General features: G+C 40.4%; 19 protein-coding genes and 4 pseudogenes. 19 read left to right on the plus strand and 4 right to left on the minus strand.

All coding sequences use genetic code 11. The annotated features are described in order from the left end of the window. Positions 1-82 precede the first annotated feature (82 nt). The 11 genes and pseudogenes from NST05_RS02800 to NST05_RS11035 all read left to right on the plus strand — a co-directional run bounded on the left by NST05_RS02800 (position 83) and on the right by NST05_RS11035 (position 9161). Positions 83-829: an amino acid ABC transporter permease gene (locus NST05_RS02800; protein WP_100262472.1), complete on the plus strand. Its 747-nt coding sequence runs from the start codon at positions 83-85 to the stop codon at positions 827-829. Then, positions 829-1572 (plus strand): amino acid ABC transporter ATP-binding protein, encoded by a 744-nt coding sequence (locus NST05_RS02805; RefSeq protein WP_084829069.1) that lies wholly within the window; start codon positions 829-831, stop codon positions 1570-1572. The genes NST05_RS02800 and NST05_RS02805 overlap by 1 nt, the downstream gene beginning before the upstream one ends. A gap of 214 nt (positions 1573-1786) precedes the next feature. Continuing rightward, positions 1787-2011 carry a DUF4059 family protein gene (locus tag NST05_RS02810; protein ID WP_084829068.1) on the plus strand — a complete coding sequence of 75 codons (225 nt, stop codon included), beginning with the start codon at positions 1787-1789 and terminating at the stop codon, positions 2009-2011. 32 nt (positions 2012-2043) lie between these two features. After that, positions 2044-2997: a thioredoxin-disulfide reductase gene (trxB, locus tag NST05_RS02815; RefSeq protein WP_259700003.1), complete on the plus strand. Its 954-nt coding sequence runs from the start codon at positions 2044-2046 to the stop codon at positions 2995-2997. 90 nt (positions 2998-3087) lie between these two features. Next, positions 3088-3687 (plus strand): annotated as a pseudogene (rsmD, locus tag NST05_RS02820) (16S rRNA (guanine(966)-N(2))-methyltransferase RsmD); the annotation flags it as partial. 33 nt (positions 3688-3720) lie between these two features. Beyond that, positions 3721-4218 (plus strand): pantetheine-phosphate adenylyltransferase, encoded by a 498-nt coding sequence (gene coaD / locus NST05_RS02825; RefSeq protein WP_084829065.1) that lies wholly within the window; start codon positions 3721-3723, stop codon positions 4216-4218. Continuing rightward, a complete protein-coding gene (locus tag NST05_RS02830; RefSeq protein ID WP_171815041.1) occupies positions 4196-5272 on the plus strand; it encodes a SepM family pheromone-processing serine protease in 1077 nt (358 codons plus the stop codon). The genes coaD and NST05_RS02830 overlap by 23 nt, the downstream gene beginning before the upstream one ends. A gap of 84 nt (positions 5273-5356) precedes the next feature. Next, on the plus strand, positions 5357-6307 hold the full coding sequence (locus tag NST05_RS02835; RefSeq protein WP_084829064.1) for a TIGR01212 family radical SAM protein: 951 nt from the start codon (positions 5357-5359) through the stop codon (positions 6305-6307). Next, on the plus strand, positions 6300-6848 hold the full coding sequence (locus tag NST05_RS02840) for a tRNA (mnm(5)s(2)U34)-methyltransferase (RefSeq protein WP_084829063.1): 549 nt from the start codon (positions 6300-6302) through the stop codon (positions 6846-6848). Before NST05_RS02835 ends, NST05_RS02840 begins: the two co-directional genes overlap by 8 nt. Then, a complete protein-coding gene (locus NST05_RS02845; protein WP_011226461.1) occupies positions 6845-7087 on the plus strand; it encodes a hypothetical protein in 243 nt (80 codons plus the stop codon). Before NST05_RS02840 ends, NST05_RS02845 begins: the two co-directional genes overlap by 4 nt. 8 nt (positions 7088-7095) lie before the next feature. Next, positions 7096-9161 (plus strand): annotated as a pseudogene (locus NST05_RS11035) (cation:proton antiporter). A gap of 64 nt (positions 9162-9225) precedes the next feature. Here NST05_RS11035 and NST05_RS02860 read toward each other — a convergent pair. Both NST05_RS02860 and NST05_RS02865 read right to left on the minus strand, forming a co-directional pair. Next, positions 9226-9458, minus strand: a pseudogene (locus NST05_RS02860) (hypothetical protein); the annotation flags it as partial. A 321-nt stretch (positions 9459-9779) separates the two neighbouring features. Beyond that, positions 9780-10562, minus strand: coding sequence for an ABC transporter ATP-binding protein (locus NST05_RS02865; protein ID WP_084829061.1), 783 nt, complete (start codon positions 10560-10562; stop codon positions 9780-9782). A 110-nt stretch (positions 10563-10672) separates the two neighbouring features. On the opposite strand from NST05_RS02865, the gene NST05_RS02870 reads away from it, so the two are divergent. From NST05_RS02870 to NST05_RS02885, 4 genes are all read left to right on the plus strand, one after another. After that, the gene (locus NST05_RS02870; RefSeq protein WP_024703987.1) at positions 10673-12004 is read left to right on the plus strand and encodes a hemolysin family protein; all 1332 of its coding nucleotides are present in this window, start codon (positions 10673-10675) and stop codon (positions 12002-12004) included. Positions 12005-12699: 695 nt separating this feature from the next. Beyond that, entirely contained in the window at positions 12700-12810 is a 111-nt protein-coding gene (locus tag NST05_RS02875) for an LPXTG cell wall anchor domain-containing protein (RefSeq protein ID WP_014621906.1), read from the plus strand. Between the two features lie 187 nt (positions 12811-12997). Continuing rightward, positions 12998-13798: a pyruvate formate-lyase-activating protein gene (gene pflA, locus NST05_RS02880; protein ID WP_002946980.1), complete on the plus strand. Its 801-nt coding sequence runs from the start codon at positions 12998-13000 to the stop codon at positions 13796-13798. Positions 13799-14009: 211 nt separating this feature from the next. Beyond that, positions 14010-14618, plus strand: coding sequence for a hypothetical protein (locus NST05_RS02885; RefSeq protein ID WP_223899685.1), 609 nt, complete (start codon positions 14010-14012; stop codon positions 14616-14618). Positions 14619-14689: 71 nt separating this feature from the next. Here the strand turns inward: NST05_RS02885 and NST05_RS02890 are convergent. Both NST05_RS02890 and NST05_RS02895 read right to left on the minus strand, forming a co-directional pair. After that, a pseudogene (locus NST05_RS02890) lies at positions 14690-15264 on the minus strand (IS30 family transposase); the annotation flags it as partial. 176 nt (positions 15265-15440) lie between these two features. Next, positions 15441-15893: a universal stress protein gene (locus NST05_RS02895; protein ID WP_084826116.1), complete on the minus strand. Its 453-nt coding sequence runs from the start codon at positions 15891-15893 to the stop codon at positions 15441-15443. Between the two features lie 353 nt (positions 15894-16246). On the opposite strand from NST05_RS02895, the gene NST05_RS02900 reads away from it, so the two are divergent. From NST05_RS02900 to NST05_RS02915, 4 genes are all read left to right on the plus strand, one after another. Further along, entirely contained in the window at positions 16247-17461 is a 1215-nt protein-coding gene (locus NST05_RS02900; RefSeq protein ID WP_002951721.1) for a pyridoxal phosphate-dependent aminotransferase, read from the plus strand. 259 nt (positions 17462-17720) lie between these two features. Next, the gene (codY, locus tag NST05_RS02905; protein WP_084826115.1) at positions 17721-18506 is read left to right on the plus strand and encodes a GTP-sensing pleiotropic transcriptional regulator CodY; all 786 of its coding nucleotides are present in this window, start codon (positions 17721-17723) and stop codon (positions 18504-18506) included. 62 nt (positions 18507-18568) lie between these two features. Next, positions 18569-19120, plus strand: coding sequence for a cysteine hydrolase family protein (locus tag NST05_RS02910; RefSeq protein WP_002946999.1), 552 nt, complete (start codon positions 18569-18571; stop codon positions 19118-19120). 122 nt (positions 19121-19242) lie between these two features. Beyond that, positions 19243-20091, plus strand: coding sequence for a MetQ/NlpA family ABC transporter substrate-binding protein (locus tag NST05_RS02915; RefSeq protein ID WP_041828318.1), 849 nt, complete (start codon positions 19243-19245; stop codon positions 20089-20091). Positions 20092-20095: the final 4 nt, after the last annotated feature.

Consider the following 20095-nt stretch of genomic DNA (forward strand, 5'->3'; position numbering starts at 1 on the left):
TCCCTTATCATGGCTAGTGGAAATCCTTTGGGGCTATGTTTTGCAATTGGTTACAATTGTCTTCAAATGGATTTCATCTTGGATGCCAGCTGGTAAGCTCTTCTCATGGAAGGCTGTCTTCGATGCTGTCCCTAAGATTGTAGAACGCTTGCCTTTAACCTTGGGATTGACTATTGCAGGTGCCTTCTTCGGTTTGATTTTGGCCCTTGTCTTTGCGGTTGTTAAAATTAATCGAGTACGTATCCTTTATCCAATTCAAGCCGTTTTTGTGAGCTTCTTGCGTGGGACACCAATCCTTGTACAACTCATGTTGACTTACTATGGTATTCCACTCTTCCTTCGTTACTTGAATGGTGATTTCGGCTTAGATTGGAACATTAATGAGATTCCACCAGCTATCTTCGCTATTACAGCCTTTGCCTTTAATGAAGCAGCTTACATGAGTGAGACCATCCGTGCAGCGATTCAGGCCGTTGACGCTGGGGAAATCGAAGCTGCCCGTTCTCTTGGGATGACATCAGCACAAGTTTACCGTCGTGTCATCATTCCAAATGCGGCAGTTATTGCGACACCAAGTTTGATTAACAGTTTGATTGGTTTGACTAAGGGAACATCACTTGCCTTCAGTGCAGGTATCGTTGAAATGTATGCGCAAGCTCAAATCTTAGGTGGTGCTGACTACCGTTACTTTGAACGTTATATCTCAGTAGCTCTTGTATACTGGGCAATCTCAATCTTGATTGAGTACATTGGTCGTTCAGTTGAAAATCACATGGCCATTAAGGCTCCTGAAGCGACTGACATTTCTGGCATTGGAGGTGACCGCTAATGATTAGCATCAAAAATTTGACCAAGGAATTTTCAGGACAAAAGGTTCTCGATGGCATCGATATTGACATTGAAAAAGGTGAAGTTGTGGCTCTTGTTGGTGCCTCTGGTGCAGGGAAGTCGACTATCCTTCGTTGCTTGAACTATTTGGAACAACCTGATTCTGGTACTATTGCCATTGATGATTTCAAGGTGGATTTTGGAACAATTACCAAGGAGCAAATCCTTACCCTTCGCCGTAAGTTGGCCATGGTGTTCCAACAGTTTAACCTCTTTGAACGTCGTACAGCCTTGGATAATGTTAAGGAAGGTCTCAAGATTGTTAAGAAACTTTCTGACGACGAAGCTACCAAGATTGCTAAAGAAGAGCTCGCTAAGGTTGGGCTTTCTAATCGTGAAAATTACTACCCACGTCACTTGTCGGGTGGTCAAAAGCAACGTGTGGCTTTGGCTCGTGCCCTTGCAATGAGGCCTGATGTGCTCTTGCTTGACGAACCAACATCTGCCCTTGACCCTGAGTTGGTTGGTGAGGTTGAAAAATCAATCGTAGATGCGGCTAAATCAGGTCAAACCATGATTTTGGTCAGTCACGACATGAACTTTATTTATCAAGTGGCTGACAAGGTGCTTTTCCTTGAAAAAGGTCATATCCTTGAACAAGGAACACCTGATGAAATCTTTAACCATCCAAAAGAAGAGCGAACAAAAGAATTCTTCGCTTCTTATTCAAAACAATATCTTTAAGATGGGATTTTTGTTACAATAGAAAAGGTGATGGGATAGGACTACATTTCTAGTTCATAGTCAAAGTCCCACAAGGATGATTAGGAACTTTTGAATACTTCAAAGGCGACTAAGGAGTCTACTCGGTGACTGCCTTCTGTAGTTATTATTAATCGGATTCAGAGGTTGGAGAATGTTGTCTCAGCCTTTTCTATTTTTCACTTTAGGATGATTTATGTTATTAAATATTTTTAAATTTTATCTCTTAGGCCTTGTGATTGCTTTCTTTGTTTGTTTGGTTATTGGTGTCTTTTGGCTTGGATGGCGTGCCCTACGTCATTTAGACAAAACCGTTAAGGAGCGTCAGGGTGCCCTCTATGATGCTATTATGATATCGATGGTTTCGATCCCAGTATTGGCATTTGCTTTTATGGCGATTCTTATCGTACTTAATGCATAATGCTAGCTTTGTTGGCACATTAGGTGTAAGATATCTCTACAAGAAAATCATATAAGGAGTTACTCATGTACGATACAATTGTTATTGGAGCTGGTCCTGCGGGGATGACTGCAGCACTTTATGCAGCTCGTGCCAACCTTAAAGTGGCAACTTTGGAGCAAGGTGCTCCTGGTGGACAGATGAATAACACATCTGATATTGAAAATTATCCTGGTTTTGAAAGTATTTCTGGTCCAGAACTGTCCATGAAGATGTTTGAACCCTTGGAAAAATTGGGTGTTGAAAATCTTTATGGTATCGTGTCTGGTATCGAAGACAGGGGCAATTATAAAGTTGTCAAAACTGGTGACGAGGAGTACCAAACCAAGACAGTTATCATTGCGACGGGTGCTAAACACCGCCACATTGGTGTTGCTGGTGAAGAAGAGTACAACAGCCGTGGTGTCTCTTATTGTGCTGTATGTGATGGTGCCTTCTTCCGCAATCAAGACCTCTTGGTTGTTGGTGGTGGAGACTCTGCTGTTGAAGAAGGAATTTATTTGACACGCTTTGCCAATAGCGTGACCATTGTTCACCGTCGTGACGAATTGCGTGCCCAAAAAGTCCTTCAAGCCCGTGCCTTCACCAATGAAAAGGTCAAGTTTATCTGGGATTCCGTTGTTGAAGAAATCAAGGGTGATGACATCAAGGTTCGCAGTGTTGATATCAAGAATGTCAAAACTGGTGAGGTGACTAACCACGAATTTGGCGGTGTCTTTGTTTATGTCGGACTTGATCCTGTTTCAGATTACTTGACAGGCCTCGACATCACTGACCAAAATGGTTGGGTAATCACAGATGACAAGATGGCGACAAGTGTTCCAGGTATCTTTGCCATTGGTGATGTGCGTCAGAAAGATCTTCGCCAAATTACCACAGCCGTAGGGGAAGGTGCCATAGCCGGTATCGAAGCTTATAACTACGTGACTGCACTTGGTGATAAGTAACATAAATGGAAATTCGGGAGAATTTCGAGTTTTTTGTGTTTGTGTGATGATCTTTAGCTAGTCTAGCCTCCTTTGGAGTAACATCTATGTGTAGTTTTTTGTTATAATAGAGAAGTCTTACTAAAAGTCAGTAAAAACGAGGTGACCGACTTGCGTGTTGTAGCAGGTGATTTTGGCGGGCGTCCGCTTAAAACGTTAGAAGGCAAAACGACTCGTCCAACAACGGACAAGGTCAAGGGTGCCATTTTCAATATGATTGGTCCTTTCTTTGATGGAGGACGTGTTTTGGATCTTTTTTCTGGGAGTGGTAGTTTAGCTATTGAGGCTATTAGCCGTGGCATGTCGTCTGCTGTCCTCGTGGAAAAGGATCGTCGAGCACAGGCTGTTATTCAGGAAAATATCAAGATGACCAAGAGTGAGGAACAGTTCCAGCTTTTGAAGATGGATGCGGCGCGTGCATTGACACAATTGACAGGTCAGTTTGACTTGGTGCTCTTAGATCCGCCTTATGCGAAAGAGCAGATTGTGGCCAATATTACTCAGTTAGAGGAGCAGGGGCTCTTGTCTGAAGAGGTGATGTTGGTTTGTGAGACTGATAAGGATGTGGACTTGCCTGAAGAAGTTTCAAACTTTGGGATTTGGAAGCAGAAAACCTATGGTATCAGTAAGGTGACCGTTTACGTGCGTTAGCCTTTGGTAGGGAAATTGTAGAAAGGAAATGCTATGACCAAGATTGCTATGTTTACGGGGTCTTTTGATCCGATTACAAATGGGCATATGGATATTATTGTCAGAGCCAGCAAACTCTTTAACGAGCTCTATATAGGACTTTTTTATAATAAAAATAAGCAGGGCTTCTGGGATGTTGTGACTCGCAAGCGTATCTTGGATGAGGTTGTGGCAGATTTTCCTAATGTCAAGGTCATAACGGCCCACGATAGTCTGGCTGTAGATGTCGCCAGAGATCTTGGTGTAACTTATCTGGTTCGAGGCCTACGCAATGCGACAGACTTTGACTATGAGGCTAATATGGACTATTTCAATAAAGGTTTGGCGCCAGAACTTGAAACGGTTTATTTGATTGCTAGTCATGAGGTGACACCGGTGTCTTCAAGTCGTGTGCGTGAGTTGATTTATTTTGAGGGGGACATTAGCTCCTATGTTCCGCAAGCAGTTGTTAAGCAAGTGGAGGCCAAGCGTGGCAAACAAGACAAAATCTAAATCGCTATTAGAGAAAATGTGGCGTATTAAGTGGCGGTTATTAAGTATTTTTACGGTACTTTTCCTCCTTTTTGCCCTCTTTTTCCCGCTCAATAATTACTATGTGGAGCTTCCGGGTGGTGCTTTTGATACCAAGGAAGTCTTGACAGTGAATAAGAAAGCTGATGATTCTAAGGGCTCCTATAATTTTGTGGCGGTGGCTCAAACCAAGGCGACTTTGGCCTTGATGCTCTATGCTCAGTTTAATGATTTTGCAAAGCTTCAAACGGCTGAAGAGGCAACTGGAAATTACTCTGATGAAGATTTCATGCGCATCAACCAATTTTACATGGAGACTTCTCAAAACCAAGCGGTTTATCAGGGCTTGACTCTGGCTGGTAAGGAGGTTAGTTTGGAGTATATGGGTGTCTATGTGCTTCAGGTTGCTGATGATTCTAGCTTCAAGGGTGTCCTCAATATTGCTGATACGGTGACGGCTGTTAATGGTAAGACCTTTGATAATTCTACTGACATGATTAAATACGTTCAAGGACTTAAGCTGGGTTCAAAGGTCAAGGTCACTTATATGAGAGATGGCAAAGAAAAGACTGCTACTGGTAAGATTATTAAGATTGCCAATGGCAAAAATGGTATTGGTATCGGCCTAACGGACCATACTGAGATCAAGAGTCCTGAGAATGTTAAGTTTAAACTGGATGGTGTCGGTGGGCCAAGTGCTGGTCTTATGTTTACCTTGGCTATTTACGATCAGGTGTCTGGTCAAGACCTCAAGGCTGGCCGCAAGATTGCTGGTACAGGAACTATTGAAAAAGATGGGGCTGTCGGTGATATCGGTGGGGCCTATCTCAAGGTGAAATCTGCGGCTGATAGTGGCGCAGACATTTTCTTCGTGCCAAATAATCTAGTAACTAAGGAAATGAAAAAGGCTGATCCGGATGCCAAGACTAATTATCAAGAGGCCAAGGAAGCTGCCGAGAAACTGGGGACCAAGATGAAAATCGTCCCTGTTAAAACAGCTCAAGAAGCCATTGATTTTTTGAAAAAGACTAAATGAGAAGTGAGAGTAGGACAGACAGAAATCTATGATTTTGTCTCTGTCTTACTCTCTTTTTTAGACTAAAGTGTTATAATAGTCTGTATGAAAAAACGTTATAGAACAGTAAATGATTACTATCGCGAGATTTTTGGCGAAAAGATTTTCAAACTTCCTATAGATGCGGGCTTTGATTGTCCCAACCGTGATGGAACAGTGGCTCACGGTGGCTGTACCTTTTGTACAGTATCGGGGTCTGGGGACGCTATTGTAGCTCCTGAGGCACCGATTCGTGAGCAGTTTTACCATGAGATTGACTTTATGCACCGCAAGTGGCCAGAAGTTCATAAATATCTGGTTTATTTTCAAAACTTTACGAATACTCACGCACCACTTGAGGTTATCAAGGATCGCTACGAACAGGCTATCAATGAGCCTGGTGTTGTTGGGATCAATATCGGTACTCGCCCTGACTGTTTGCCAGACGATGTGATTGATTATCTGGCAGAACTCACAGACCGCATGCACGTAACGGTTGAACTTGGACTGCAGACGACTTATGAAGAAACGTCAGAGCTCATAAACCGAGCACACAGCTATGAACTCTATGTGGAGACGGTGAAGCGCTTGCGTGATCGTGCGCCCAAGGCTGAAATTGTATCACACCTAATTAATGGGTTACCGGGGGAAACTCATGAGATGATGGTGGAGAATGTTCGCCGTTGTGTGACTGATAATGACATTCAGGGGATTAAACTCCATCTCCTCCACCTGATGACTAATACGCGTATGCAAAGAGACTACCACGAAGGGGGTCTTAAATTGCTGAGTCAGGAAGAGTATGTGTCAATCATCTGTGACCAGTTGGAAATCATCCCTAAGGATATCGTCATTCATCGGATTACTGGTGATGCACCGCGAGATATGCTGATTGGACCTATGTGGAGTCTCAACAAGTGGGAAGTCCTTAATGCCATTGACAAAGAGATGGAACGTCGTGACTCATGGCAAGGGTGTAAAGAGTCGTTAGCAAGAAGGAGGAAAAAGCATGATTAAACGTCCCATTCATATGTCTCATGACTTTCTAGCAGAAGTGCTGGACGATGAGAGTATAGTTGTCGATGCGACCATGGGAAATGGTAATGACACAGCCTTTCTGGCTAGACTTTCCAAGAAGGTCTATGCTTTTGACGTACAGGAGCAGGCGCTTGGAAAGACCAGTCAACGCTTGTCAGACTTGGGAATTGAAAATACGGAACTCATTTTAGATGGTCATGAAAATCTGGACCATTATGTTAGGGAGCCTATTCGAGCAGCTATTTTCAATTTAGGCTATCTACCATCTGCAGACAAGAGTGTCATCACCAAACCTCACACGACCCTTGAAGCTATTGAGAAGATTCTTGACCGCTTAGAGGTGGGTGGTCGCCTAGCTATTATGATTTACTACGGTCATGATGGTGGTGATATGGAGAAGGATGCTGTTCTTGAGTATGTGATTGGTTTAGACCAGCGTGTTTTTACAGCCATGCTGTATCAACCTATCAATCAAATTAATACCCCGCCATTTTTGGTGATGTTGGAGAAATTACAATGATTACAGATATTAAAGAAAAACTTGCAGATATGCAGGCCAAATATATAGACAAGCAGAGTGCTGAAGATAACTTAAAAACGGTTTACAATTGCAAAACGACGAAAATCAAGAAGAAACTAGCCAGTCTTGAGGTTGAACGTTGCCATAAACTTTTAGCTAAGGAAGACGTGACTGCCATTGATAAAAAAATTCGCAAGCAAAAAGAACTATTTTCTAACTGTTGTCATAAGGAAGGTTAAGAGAAACTATGCATTTATCATTAGCTTTGCTTGTTCTTCTGCTTAGCTTAATCTTATCGAACGTTATCAACCGCATTTTTCCACGACTTCCCCTACCTTTGATTCAAATTATTTTTGGAGTGGGTATTGGTTTTCTTCTTAAGGGGGAAGTTTTTGAGCTTGAAACGGAACTTTTTCTAGCGTTTATTATTGCTCCCTTGCTTTTTCGTGAGGGCGAAGAGAGTGACATTACCAGTATTCTACGTAACTGGAAGCTCATTCTGTTTTTGATTTTTCCAGTCATCTTCGTCTCTACGCTAGGAATCGGCTATCTTGCTAAGGCCGTCTTGCCTGCTTCGGTGCCCTTGTCTGCCTGTCTAGCCCTCGGTGCCGCTCTTGGTCCAACGGATTTTGTTGCCTATTCCGCTATCTCCAAACGCTTCAGTTTTCCAAAGTGGATTAGCTATATTCTGCAGGGAGAGGGTTTGCTAAATGATGCCTCTGGCTTGGTCGCCTTTCGGGTAGCAGTAACGGCTTTGACAACGGGATCCTTCTCCCTCCTGGACGCGAGCTGGAATTTGGTTATCTCTGTAATTGGTGGTTTTTTGGTTGGCTTGATTACAGCTCTATTGAATCGTCTTTTTTTGACCATTTTAGATAATATGGATGCAGCAGATGTCACAGGTGCACTCTTACTAGAGTTAGTGCTACCGATTTCCTCTTACTTTGTAGCTGAGGAAATACATGTCTCTGGAATTATTGCTGTTGTTGTAGCAGGGATTTCGCTTGCTAGCCGTTTCAAAAAATCACCGTATTTGATGCCAAATTGGATAGTGTCTCCCATACGATTTGGGGAACCATTACCTTTGTTCTTAATGGTATGGTCTTTTTCCTTCTGGGGACGGAACTACCAACCTTAGCAACCCCAGTACTGTCTAGCAGTACTTATGATACGCTTTGGATGCTTCTTGCCATAGTCTTGTTAACAGCGATCATGTTTGGAATTCGTTTTGTCATGATTAGTGCAGTGCTTGCCCAAAGAGCTTGGCGGACCAAACGGTCACTGAAAAAAATATGGAAGGTTGCTACGATTTTGACTTTTTCTGGCGTAAAAGGAACGGTTTCGATTGCAACAATCCTTTTACTTCCGGTTGCTAATATGACTGCGCTAGAACACAGTCTCTTGACCTTTACAGTAGCGGGTGTTACACTATTGAGCTTCTTGATAGGTATTTTAATTCTACCTAGGTTAGCTACCGGACCAGCACATACGACCAACCATTACATGCAGATTGCTATTCTTAATGATGTGGTAAGAGAGCTAGAAAAAGACCTGAAGCAGTCTGCAAATCAAGGAGCTGTTTATGCTACCATTGACAACTATAACCAACGTTTGGAAGATTTAATCTTGGAGCAGGAATCAAATGATATCAAGGAAGAGTTAGCTAATATCCGTATCATGATTATGGAAATCGAGAGTGAGGGTTTGGAATATGCCTACAAGAAGGGGAAGATTTCAGAACTCGAATACAATCTATACCAACGTTATATCAAAGGCTTGGAGCGCCGTATCAACCGTGGTTTTGTTTCTAGTCTCTCTTATGCCTCTGCTGTTTTCGTTCTTGGTCTTCGTAGAATTTTGCACCTAGCTTTTACCTTCAAGTTTCGATTTGAACAAGAGGAGAATAGGCAAGGTCCTCGATTGACCGAGGAAAATCGTGATCATATGACTGAGCTTTATTTAACAAATACTGAGCAGGTTTTGGAAGCCTTGAGTAATCTGGAAGGTGTCTATAATTCAGATCTTTTGTCTTATTTGAAACGCAGTCGGATTCGAGAGGCTGAAATTATTCAATCTGGAGCCTTTGTCGAGCGGGTTATCACTCACTTAAATCCAGACTATGTTGACGAAATGTTGCGAGGCTATTTTTTGGAACGTAAGATTATCATCGAATATGAACAAGCTGGGCGTATTTCTAGTCGTTATGCCAGACAGCTTCGTAAGGAAGTCAATACTTTGGAGAACTATTCTCTCAAAGAAACAAGCAATACTTTGATATATGATATGATCAATCTAGCCCGAAGGGGAGCTTAAGAAAGAATTTAGAGTAGAAAAAGAAGCTAAGTTATTAATTTGGCTTCTTTTAATGTTTGCTTTTTTAATTATCGTGGTCAGGAAAGAGATAGCCCAATCCCTAGGCCTACTAGGATACCGGAAACAATCAGAGTTTCGGTAGGAATAGGGAATAGGGAGTAGGTCATAGATTGCATTAGCAATCATCAGCCCAATCAAGGCACTAATGAGGCTAGACTTATAATCTTTTTTCATGAAATTCTCAATTGTAAAGAAGATTAATAAGACAACTGGAAAGAGCGGCCATCGGACAATATCATATGTCTATGTGGTTAATCTTAGAATTTATTCGGTCAAAAAAGAACTGTTTTGTTATTGAATCGGTAAAAGTCAAAAGATTTCCTCACACAGTAAAACCTCTGACAAAATCTGTTTATATATAGTCGCTGCACAATTTATTTTATTCAAAAACGTCTATAGAACACCTTGTCCTTCCAGCCTTAATTTTGTATAGCGTATCTCAAATAAAAAAGAAGTAATGATGAAAGAACAAATCCCCCAGACTTATAGTCTAGGGGACTTGTTTCTTTAATGTTGTTCGTAAATTAGCCCTAAATCAAGCTACTTTATGACTGATCTCTATAAAAGAGGGTTAATGTAAAAACGATGGTCGTCAATTGGAATAATTTGAACAGGATTTTGATAGAAGTCAGCTAAGACTTCTGGTGTGATGACATCATTTTTGGGTCCTTGTGCTACGATTTTTCCTTGACGGAGTAGGAGAATATGGTCCATGTTTTCAGTGATTTCCTCAGCGTGGTGAGTGACGTAAAGAACCAGTGGAGCATGAGGAAGCGAGGTGATACGATCAATCTGACGCAAGAGTTTTTCACGAGCAAATAGGTCCAAGCCAACAGTCGCTTCATCAAGAATAATGATGTCAGGATCTTCCATGAGACTGCGAGCAATCAAACAAATTTGTTTTTCTCCTTGAGAGAGGCCATGGTATTTACGACCTATCAAATCCCCAGCACCAAGTGAGGTCAGCATGTCCTTGGCTTCTTGCAACTCCTTATCCCCATATGCCCTGTAGAGGATTGAGCTCTTGTATTTACCAGTAAGGACGATTTTTTCTGCAGTCATATGCTTAGGCAGACGCTCAGTGATGAAGAAACTGACAATACCGATATGTTTGCGAAGACCCGTGATGTCTCCATTACCAAAGGTATAGCCAAGTATTTCAGCATGACCTTCGGAAGGAAAGAACTCAGCTGTCAATAAGCGTAGAAGTGTTGATTTTCCTGCACCATTAAGTCCAAGGATAGCCCAGGTCTGGCCTTTTTCAACTGACCAGTTAAGATTGGACAAGAGTGTTTTTCCTTGGCGAGCCAAGCTGACATTTTCTAAGCGTATAAGTGACATAAGTCTCTCCTTCGATGATAAATTACTCTAATTATAGCATAAAATAGGAACCTATATTGGAAAATTGTGATATAATGAAAGTCAGAATTTTTTTTAGAGGAGAAGAAAAAATGGAAGACTCTAGCGGTCAGTCCTTATTATTTCAATTTATTTTATTACTAATTTTAACCTTACTTTCGGCCTTTTTCTCAGCGTCTGAGATGGCTTTAGTATCACTAAACCGTTCACGTGTGGAACAAAAGGCTGAAGAAGGCGACAAGAAATTTATTCGCCTGCTCAAGGTTCTTGAAAATCCCAATAACTTCTTATCAACTATTCAGGTTGGAATTACTTTTATCGGTCTTTTGCAAGGGGCCAGTCTCTCTGCTTCCCTAGGAGCAGTTATAGCGACCTGGTTTGGTAACGTAGCTTGGGCTAAAACAGCAGGTAGCGTGGTATCTTTGGTGGTCTTGACTTACATTTCTATCGTTTTTGGTGAGCTTTATCCTAAGCGTATTGCCATGAACCTAAAGGAAAATCTGGCCATCTACTCAGCACCTGTCATTATTGTAACTGGTAAGATTGTCAGTCCCTTTGTATGGATTCTTTCGGCATCAACCAACCTCTTGTCTCGTTTGACACCTATGACTTTTGATGATGCGGATGAGCCGATGACACGTGATGAGATTGAGTACATGTTGACCAAGAGTGAGGATACACTTGAAGCTGAAGAAATCGAAATGCTTCAAGGTATCTTTTCTCTTGATGAATTAATGGCGCGTGAAGTCATGGTTCCTCGTACAGATGCCTTCATGATAGATATTGAAGACGATACTCAGGAAAATATCCAAGCCATTCTAAAGCAAAGCTTCTCTCGTATCCCTGTCTACGAAGATAATAAGGATAAGATTATCGGTGTAATCCATACCAAAAACCTCCTTAAAGCGGCTTATGAGCTCGGTTTTGAGAATGTTAATCTTCGCCGTATCATGAATGAGCCCCTCTTTGTTCCAGAAACAATTTTCGTTGACGACCTCTTGGCAGCCTTTCGTAACACCAATAATCAAATGGCTATCTTACTTGATGAATATGGTGGTGTGGCTGGTCTGGTGACCTTCGAGGATCTTTTGGAAGAAATCGTCGGTGAAATTGATGACGAAACAGATAAAGCTAGTGTGGAAGTTCGTGAAATAGGAGAGAATACCTATATTGTTGAAGGATCTATGACTCTTAATGACTTCAATGAACACTTTGACACAGAGCTTGAAAGTGATGATGTTGACACTATCGCAGGCTATTATTTGACTGGTGTAGGAGCAATTCCCACTCAAGAAGTCAAGGAACATTACGAAGTTATCAACAAGGACAAACGTCTTGAATTTATTAACGATAAGGTTAAGGATGGTCGCGTAACCAAACTTAAGGTAATCATCACAGCTGCTCCAGAAGAAGCAGGAGAATAGAATTCACCAGCTTTAGATTAAAAAAGACTAGAGCTAAAAAGTAAGATAATGATAATTGAGCGCCTTCTTTCCTTTGGATTGAAAGTGCTTTTTATTATCTTTTTGATAAATATTTTTTAATATATAATTAGATTAAAAATATATGATAACCTCTATGCTATGCTTTATTATAAAAATAAAACATCTAGTTATTATTGACCTACGACATTTTTTTGAAGTAATTTAAACGGGTTTTGAAATTATGGTAGACTAAGAATAAAAATAAATAATATTTTGATTAAAACGCCTTTCTATTACTTTTTATGACAGAATATAAATTAACTGATAAATGATAAAGGAGAATCTTAATAGCTTCTAAAAAATCTCTATATTCTATACATAGTAGCTTACTTTTACTCACCCTTACTCTAGGAGACTTTCTACCAGTAACTTCTTTTGCAGATGCCGGCATTGCGACAATGATACTGTTCTTATGCAGCCAAAAACTGATACAGATACAAATACAAGTGAGGACCTCAATCACCTGAAGTTCCTTCAGTCAACGTTAATGGTTGACCTGTTGCTATTGTAACACCAGCAGCACCAGCTATAACGGCACCTGGTCAAACAATCCCTTCTAAACAAAATAGTCAGCTTGTTGTTGCCAATAATGACGGTACAACAAGTCTTGTTGTTCCATAAGTACAGGATTCAAAGTGAATGCTGACGGTACATTGACTGGTAAAGTATCAACTGTAATATTGACGCTTGTAGGAACATTCTTCCTTGTTCTTGCAGTTTTATTGGTATTCAAGAAACGTGCCTAATAGTATAGATAATAAAAAACCGGAAGAATCCAGTTTTTCCCTTTCTTCTTCTGGTATAGTATAGTTATATAGTAATTTTAGATGTATTATAGTATAACTTTTATCTTAAATTAGATAGACATGGAGCATGTTTCTGATAAAAGAGGTATAATAAAAAGTGTAAAAATCGTTTTTCAAGGAGGCTGACATGGCAGAAATTGATTACAGTCAGGTGACTGGACTTGTTCATTCAACCGAAAGTTTCGGATCCGTAGATGGTCCTGGTATCCGTTTTATTGTGTTTATGCAAGGCTGTAAGCTGCGTTGCCAATATTGTCATAACCCAGATACTTGGGCCATGAAGTCAAATAAGGCTGTTGAACGTACAGTTGAAGATGTCTTAGAAGAGGCTCTTCGCTTCCGTCATTTCTGGGGTGAGCATGGTGGAATCACTGTATCAGGTGGTGAAGCCATGCTTCAGATTGATTTTGTCACTGCCCTCTTTACAGAGGCTAAGAAGTTAGGGATTCACTGTACGCTTGATACGTGTGGCTTGTCTTATCGTAATACTCCAGAGTATCATGAAGTTGTCGACAAACTTTTGGCTGTAACTGACTTGGTTCTACTGGATATCAAAGAGATTGACCCCGAACAACACAAGTTTGTGACCCGTCAACCTAATAAGAATATCTTGGAATTTGCTCAATATCTGTCTGATAAACAAGTTCCGGTCTGGATTCGTCATGTCTTGGTACCTGGTTTGACAGATTTTGACGAACACTTGGTTAAGCTCGGCGAGTTTGTAAAGACCTTGAAAAATGTCGATAAATTTGAAATTCTTCCATATCATACGATGGGGGAATTCAAGTGGCGTGAACTTGGCATCCCTTATCCATTGGAAGGTGTCAAACCACCAACTGCAGATCGTGTTAAAAATGCTAAGGCTCTTATGCATACGGAAACTTATCAAGAGTATAAGAATCGTATCGGGGTTAAAACCTTGGATTAAAGAATAAGCTCTCAACAAGAGCTTTTTTATTTTGTTATTATTTAGGAAGCAATAAAAAGCAGGTAATTATGTTTCGTATTTTAAAAATTGATGATGACTTTGTTTACCTTAGTCATCCCGATGGGCGCTTGAAAAAATAGATCGTGCTCTTTTTGATTTTGATATAAATTTAGGGGATCGTGTTGAGGTCTATCAAGATGGAGAGTTGACAGTGGTTACTCCGGCGGAAGTTCAAATGGACTTGAGCCTTGAGGGAGATAAATCTGTTAAGTCTCATCTCTTACAAGGAATCTTAGATCTTTTCCTTGAGACCCTCAATATTTACAACAATCATTTGGGTGACTTGAAGAAGATTTCCACACAATTATTGATAACGCTTTTCATGGCTTGGAGCTTGTTGGGAGTTATTCTGGTTGAGCTTCTTCTCTTTGTGGAGTCAGTCATTGTGTTTGTATGGAGACTTTTGGTTCGACTTGTCAAATTAATGCGAATTAAAGATAATACTAAGGTCTTGATTGATGAGACGCAAAAACGCCATGCTAAGCGTGAACGTCAGAAAGCTCAAAGACGTGAGCAAGAAAGACGACGTCAAGAAGAGCAAGAAGAACGTGAGTATCTTCGTGAAACAAAACGTCAAAAGGAACTGATGATTGTTGAAGCAAGCCTTAGTCAGGAAGCAGAACGCGAGAGCCTTTCAACTAGTCTTGCTTTGGAGCAAGCAAGTGCCTCTAGTCAATCTGCTAGCGAAGCCTTGGTAGAAGAAAGCCAAGCAACTTCAGAGTCAGAAGCTGTGTCTGAATCAGCAACGTCTGAAAAATAGAACAAGAAAAAGAACCGAGATTAACAACTCAGTTCTTTTTATATGATAAATCACAAGAATAAGTGCAACATTTACTCGAACTCATCCTCTAGAGATTCACAAACAGTTCTGTAAGCTAAACATTTTCGTGGTCGATGATTGATATCATCTAAGGCCTTGTTCAAAACCTTATCAGAGATAGTAGCTAAATCTGTTTTCTTTGGGAAATATCCTCTTAGTAAGCCATTTGCGTTCTCATTGCTTCCTCTCTACCAGAGGATAGCATGCAAACTCTTTTCCCCTGTCTGAAGTGAAAGTTATAAGAGTCTCTTTTGGAAATAGCCTACAAAGTTGTTCGATGGCTGAAAATATGGCTTTGGTTGTTCTATCTGGTATCTTGGAAGCTAAGTAAAAACGTGTTTTTCGCTCTAGAAAGGCCACTAAACACCCCTTGTTTTTGCCTCTGGAAGACACCACAGTATCAAGCCTCCCAGTGACCAAAGGTCTCACGATTCCTGACCTCCTTAGGACGTTTGGCAATTGGCGTACCAATTCTAAATCTTCCACCTGTTTCTTTGGGTTGTCGACTGTTTCCTTTCCGACGAAGGACGCTCAAATCCAGATCAATCAAACCAGTATAGAGCCAGTTATAGATGGTTTTATAGGTTTCTATCTTTATTCAGTCGGTTATGGTAAGCTGGGAGTAGCTTATAGTTTTTCCTCGGGTTCTGTTTGTTTCGTTACTTACAGTTTACACCAATGAAACGCTATGAGTTTTTTTGTTGCACTATATTTTACAATCTATTATATGAGAAAAGCACCGTAGGTGCTTGTGAGAGGTGACTATAGCGTTTTTTCAGAATCACGAACAACGAGCAAGTCAACTTTTGCGTGACGGAGAATGTACTCAGAAGATGAACCGATAAGCAAACGCTCAAAAGTATTGAGACCAGTGGCACCAATCATAATAAGGTCAACATTTTCCTTATCAGGGATATCAACAGCCAAAAGGCTCTTAGGATTACCGAACTCAATAACTTTGCGAATCTTAGTTAAACCAGCTTCTCTGGCTTGACGTTCATAGTTAGCCAATACAGCTTTAGCCTCGTCTTCTAGTTTTTCATAGATATAAGAGTCGAAAGTCATAATGCTTTGAAGGGCGCGTGTATCGATAACGTGTACTAAAAGTAACTGTGCGTTATTACGTTTTGCAACGTGCACACCTTTGAGAAAGGCCAGCTCTGATTCGTGAGAACCGTCGATGGCTACCATAATATGTTTATATTGTTGAGACATAAGCTCTACCTCCTATCTTTAGTTTTATTATACTCCTTTAATCTTGAAAATGAAAATGTTGTTATGGGTTTTCTGAAATCTTTTTTGACTGCTTACTTTACGATACTATCAGTAATGGGAAGAGTTTGACCTTATCTAAAAATTGAATATTGTCTGAAAAAGAGGTATAATACAATCTGTTATTAGCTTCGTAAGAAACGAGATAATCAATGAGGAAGATAAATCTTCAGAAATGATGCCAAACGGCTAGGTCTAAGATGGTGTCAATGAAAGTAAAAATCCCCATCAGGTGTTGAATTTTCTTATTTTCTACTAGATGTATCTGCTTTAGTATCTTTTGAAAGGATTTACCTATGAAAACATTTGATAAATCATCAAAGTTGGAACACGTTGCCTATGATATTCGTGGTCCAGTTTTGGATGAGGCCAACCGTATGATTGCCAAAGGTGAAAAAATTCTCCGTCTGAACACAGGAAATCCTGCGGAATTTGGTTTTACAGCACCAGATGAAGTCATTCGTGACTTAATTATGAATGTTCGTAACAGTGAGGGGTATTCAGATAGTAAGGGGATTTTCTCAGCTCGTAAGGCTATTATGCAGTATTGCCAGCTTAAGGGTTTCCCAAATGTAGACATCGATGATATCTATATTGGTAACGGTGTGTCAGAGATGATTCCCATGTCTATGCAGGCCTTGCTTGATGATGGTGATGAAGTCTTGGTTCCAATGCCAGACTATCCTCTTTGGACAGCCTGTGTCAGTCTAGCTGGCGGTAACGCTGTTCACTATGTCTGTGATGAAAAATCTAACTGGTATCCAGACATTGATGATATCAAATCAAAGATTACATCAAATACTAAGGCTATTGTTATTATCAATCCGAATAACCCGACAGGTGCTCTTTACCCTAAAGATGTTCTTGAACAGATTGTCGATATTGCACGCCAAAATGATTTGATTATCTTTGCGGATGAGATTTATGACCGCTTGGTTATGGATGGTAAGAAGCACATTGCTATTGCAAGTCTTGCACCAGACGTTTTCTGTGTATCTATGAATGGTCTTTCTAAATCTCACCGTATTTGTGGTTTCCGTGTAGGTTGGATGGTTCTTTCTGGGCCTAAGAAGAATGTTCGGGGCTATATTGAAGGGCTTGATATGTTGTCCAATATGCGCCTTTGCTCTAATGTGCTCTCTCAACACGTAATTCAGACCTCACTTGGGGGCTACCAATCTGTTGATGAGCTCCTGATTCCAGGTGGTCGTATTTATGAACAACGTGAGTTTATTACAAACACAGTAAACGATATTCCAGGACTCACAGCTGTTAAGCCAGATGCGGGTCTTTACATCTTCCCTAAGATTGACCGCAACATGTATGATATTGACGATGATGAAGAGTTCTGTCTTCGTCTTTTGAAGAAGGAAAAGGTCCTCTTGGTTCCAGGTAAAGGCTTTAACTGGAATGAACCGGACCACTTCCGTATTGTCTACCTTCCTCGTGTAGAAGAATTGGCTGATCTTGGAAATAAAATCGAGCGTGTTTTGTCATATTATAAGCGCTAAATTCGTGAAAACTGGACAAAAAGACTTGTTCGGTTTTTATCTTGCTTAAAAAGGAGTCGTTTTTAGCTAAAATCCGAACGTTTTTCCTGAAAAAAGACATAATATAATGAATAGTAGAATAATAAATAATTTTCAGACAATTGTTTGCAATTTTTAGTTCAGGTATGCTATAATGATAGTGCTAGCGGATCTTAACGGATATGCTTGGTACAGGACCTGTGATTATTAAGATTATAAATAGAAAGTGAAGACAATAAAAATGGCAAATTTGCTTGATAAAACACGTAAAATTACTTCTATCTTGCAACGCTCAGTAGATAGTTTGGAAGGAGATCTTCCATACAACAACATGGCTGCTCAGTTGGCAGATATTATTGATTGTAATGCTGCTATTGTAAATGGTGGAGGTGCTCTCCTTGGTTTTGCTATGAAATACAAAACCAACAATGACCGTGTGGAAGAGTTTTTTAAAGCTAAACAACTTCCAGAGGAATACATACGTGGTATCAGCCGTGTTTATGATACTCAAGAAAATATCGGTATTGACAGTGACTTGACCATCTTCCCAGTGGAATTAAAAGATGATTTCCCTGACGGTTTGACTACAATTGCACCAATCTATGGTGGTGGTATGCGTCTTGGTTCTTTCATTATTTGGCGTAACGACCATGATTTTGTGGACGACGACCTTATCTTGGTTGAGATTGCATCTACAGTAGTTGGTTTGCAATTGTTGCATCTTCAAACAGAAAACTTGGAAGAAACGATTCGTAAACAAACAGCTATTAATATGGCTATTAATACATTGTCTTACTCAGAAATCAAGGCAGTTTCAGCTATCTTGAATGAGTTGGACGGTTTAGAAGGTCGTTTGACAGCCTCTGTTATCGCGGACCGTATCGGAATCACTCGTTCTGTTATTGTTAATGCTCTTCGTAAATTAGAATCAGCTGGTATTATTGAAAGTCGTTCGCTTGGTATGAAAGGTACTTACCTTAAAGTCCTTAACGAAGGTATCTACGACAAATTGAAAGAATACGAATAAAACATTGAATAGAAGTGAGGTAGGTTGAGGCTGCCCCACTTTTTTTAAAAGGAGAAGGTAATATGACAAAAGCATTGATTTCAATTGATTACTCTTATGACTTTGTAGCAGATGATGGGAAGTTGACGGCTGGTAAGCCTGCCCAAGCCATTGAAGATCGCATTGCTCAGGTAACGCAAGAAGCCTATGACAATGGAGATTATATCTTTGTGGCTATGGACCGACATGATGAGGGGGATACTTTCCATCCTGAGACTAAACTCTTTCCGCCTCACAATATTGCAGGGACAGCTGGGCGAGAACTTTATGGTAAGTTGGCTGGTGTATATGATGCCATCAAGGATGATCATCGTGTCTTTTGGATGGACAAACGTCACTATTCAGCTTTTTCAGGAACAGATTTGGATATTCGTTTGCGTGAGCGTCGTGTGACAACAGTCGTTTTGACGGGAGTTTTAACAGATATTTGTGTGTTACATACGGCTATTGATGCTTATAATTTGGGCTATGATATCGAGGTGGTAGAGAGTGCAACAGCCTCCTTGACGACAGAAGCACATGATTTTGCCATTGGGCATTTTAAAAATGTTCTTGGAGCGACAATTGTAGAGTAAGAGTTGGTTCTTACTCTTTTTTTGATAATTCCTCTCTATCAACTGATTAAGAATATGAATTAGTCAAGCGGATATATTCGTGTTAGACTAAAGGCATTGATTCATCTGAGAGGAGAAAAATGATGAAAATAAAACGATTATTAGGTTTTGTGGCTATCGCTGTTGCTTCTGTAGGTATTTTGGCAGCTTGTGGTAAGGATGCTGCTAAGGATCAGACGGTGGTTCGAGTAGGGACCATGGCTAAGAGTGAGTCTGAACAAGCACGCTGGGATAAGATCGAAGAAATCTTGAAAAAAGAGGGAATTACACTTAAGTTTAGCGAGTTTACGGACTATTCTCAACCAAACGTAGCCCTCAATAATGGTGATATTGATATTAATGCTTTCCAACACTATAATTTCCTTGATAACTGGAACTCGGATCATAAGACTGACTTGGTACCAATTGCTGAGACTTATTTCACAGCTTTCCGTGTCTATTCTGGTACAGAGGGTGGTAAGAACAAGTATAAGGATATTAAAGAGTTGCCAGAAGGTGCTACGATTGCCATTCCAAATGATGCCGTTAATGAAAGTCGTGCCCTTAATCTCTTGCAGTCTGCTGGCTTGATTAAACTTAGTGTAGGTGCAAATGACAAGGCTAAGTTGACTGATGTTAGTGAAAATAGCAAGAATTTAAATATCAGAGAAGTTGATGCTGCTCAGACAGCTGCCAACATTGATTCTGTCGATGCGGCCATTATTAATAATGACTTCGTTACAGAGGCTGGTATTGATCCTAAGACAGCTATCTACGTAGAGCCTGCTAGTAAAAATACCAAGCAATGGTACAATCTACTTGTAGCCCAAAAAGGTTGGGAAAAATCAGATAAGGCTGATGCTATCAAGAAAGTTATCAAGGCTTATCATACTGACGAAGTCAAAGGAATCATCAAGAAATCATCTCAAGGTTTGGATGAACCAGTTTGGTAAGAGA

The sequence above is a fragment of the Streptococcus sp. FSL E2-3494 genome, from assembly GCF_038007085.1.
GTDB classification, from domain to species: Bacteria; Bacillota; Bacilli; order Lactobacillales; family Streptococcaceae; genus Streptococcus; species Streptococcus thermophilus.

Excerpts from the sequence above, each read along its gene's own strand:
- NST05_RS02800 (WP_100262472.1), top strand. The coding sequence starts at position 83 with ATGCCAGCTGGTAAGCTCTTCTCATGGAAGGCTGTCTTCGATGCTGTC.
- NST05_RS02805 (WP_084829069.1), top strand. The coding sequence starts at position 829 with ATGATTAGCATCAAAAATTTGACCAAGGAATTTTCAGGACAAAAGGTT.
- NST05_RS02810 (WP_084829068.1), top strand. The coding sequence starts at position 1,787 with ATGTTATTAAATATTTTTAAATTTTATCTCTTAGGCCTTGTGATTGCT.
- coaD (WP_084829065.1), top strand. The coding sequence starts at position 3,721 with ATGACCAAGATTGCTATGTTTACGGGGTCTTTTGATCCGATTACAAAT.
- NST05_RS02835 (WP_084829064.1), top strand. The coding sequence starts at position 5,357 with ATGAAAAAACGTTATAGAACAGTAAATGATTACTATCGCGAGATTTTT.
- NST05_RS02840 (WP_084829063.1), top strand. The coding sequence starts at position 6,300 with ATGATTAAACGTCCCATTCATATGTCTCATGACTTTCTAGCAGAAGTG.
- NST05_RS02845 (WP_011226461.1), top strand. The coding sequence starts at position 6,845 with ATGATTACAGATATTAAAGAAAAACTTGCAGATATGCAGGCCAAATAT.
- NST05_RS02865 (WP_084829061.1), bottom strand. The coding sequence starts at position 10,562 with ATGTCACTTATACGCTTAGAAAATGTCAGCTTGGCTCGCCAAGGAAAA.
- NST05_RS02870 (WP_024703987.1), top strand. The coding sequence starts at position 10,673 with ATGGAAGACTCTAGCGGTCAGTCCTTATTATTTCAATTTATTTTATTA.
- pflA (WP_002946980.1), top strand. The coding sequence starts at position 12,998 with ATGGCAGAAATTGATTACAGTCAGGTGACTGGACTTGTTCATTCAACC.
- NST05_RS02895 (WP_084826116.1), bottom strand. The coding sequence starts at position 15,893 with ATGTCTCAACAATATAAACATATTATGGTAGCCATCGACGGTTCTCAC.
- NST05_RS02900 (WP_002951721.1), top strand. The coding sequence starts at position 16,247 with ATGAAAACATTTGATAAATCATCAAAGTTGGAACACGTTGCCTATGAT.
- codY (WP_084826115.1), top strand. The coding sequence starts at position 17,721 with ATGGCAAATTTGCTTGATAAAACACGTAAAATTACTTCTATCTTGCAA.
- NST05_RS02910 (WP_002946999.1), top strand. The coding sequence starts at position 18,569 with ATGACAAAAGCATTGATTTCAATTGATTACTCTTATGACTTTGTAGCA.
- NST05_RS02915 (WP_041828318.1), top strand. The coding sequence starts at position 19,243 with ATGAAAATAAAACGATTATTAGGTTTTGTGGCTATCGCTGTTGCTTCT.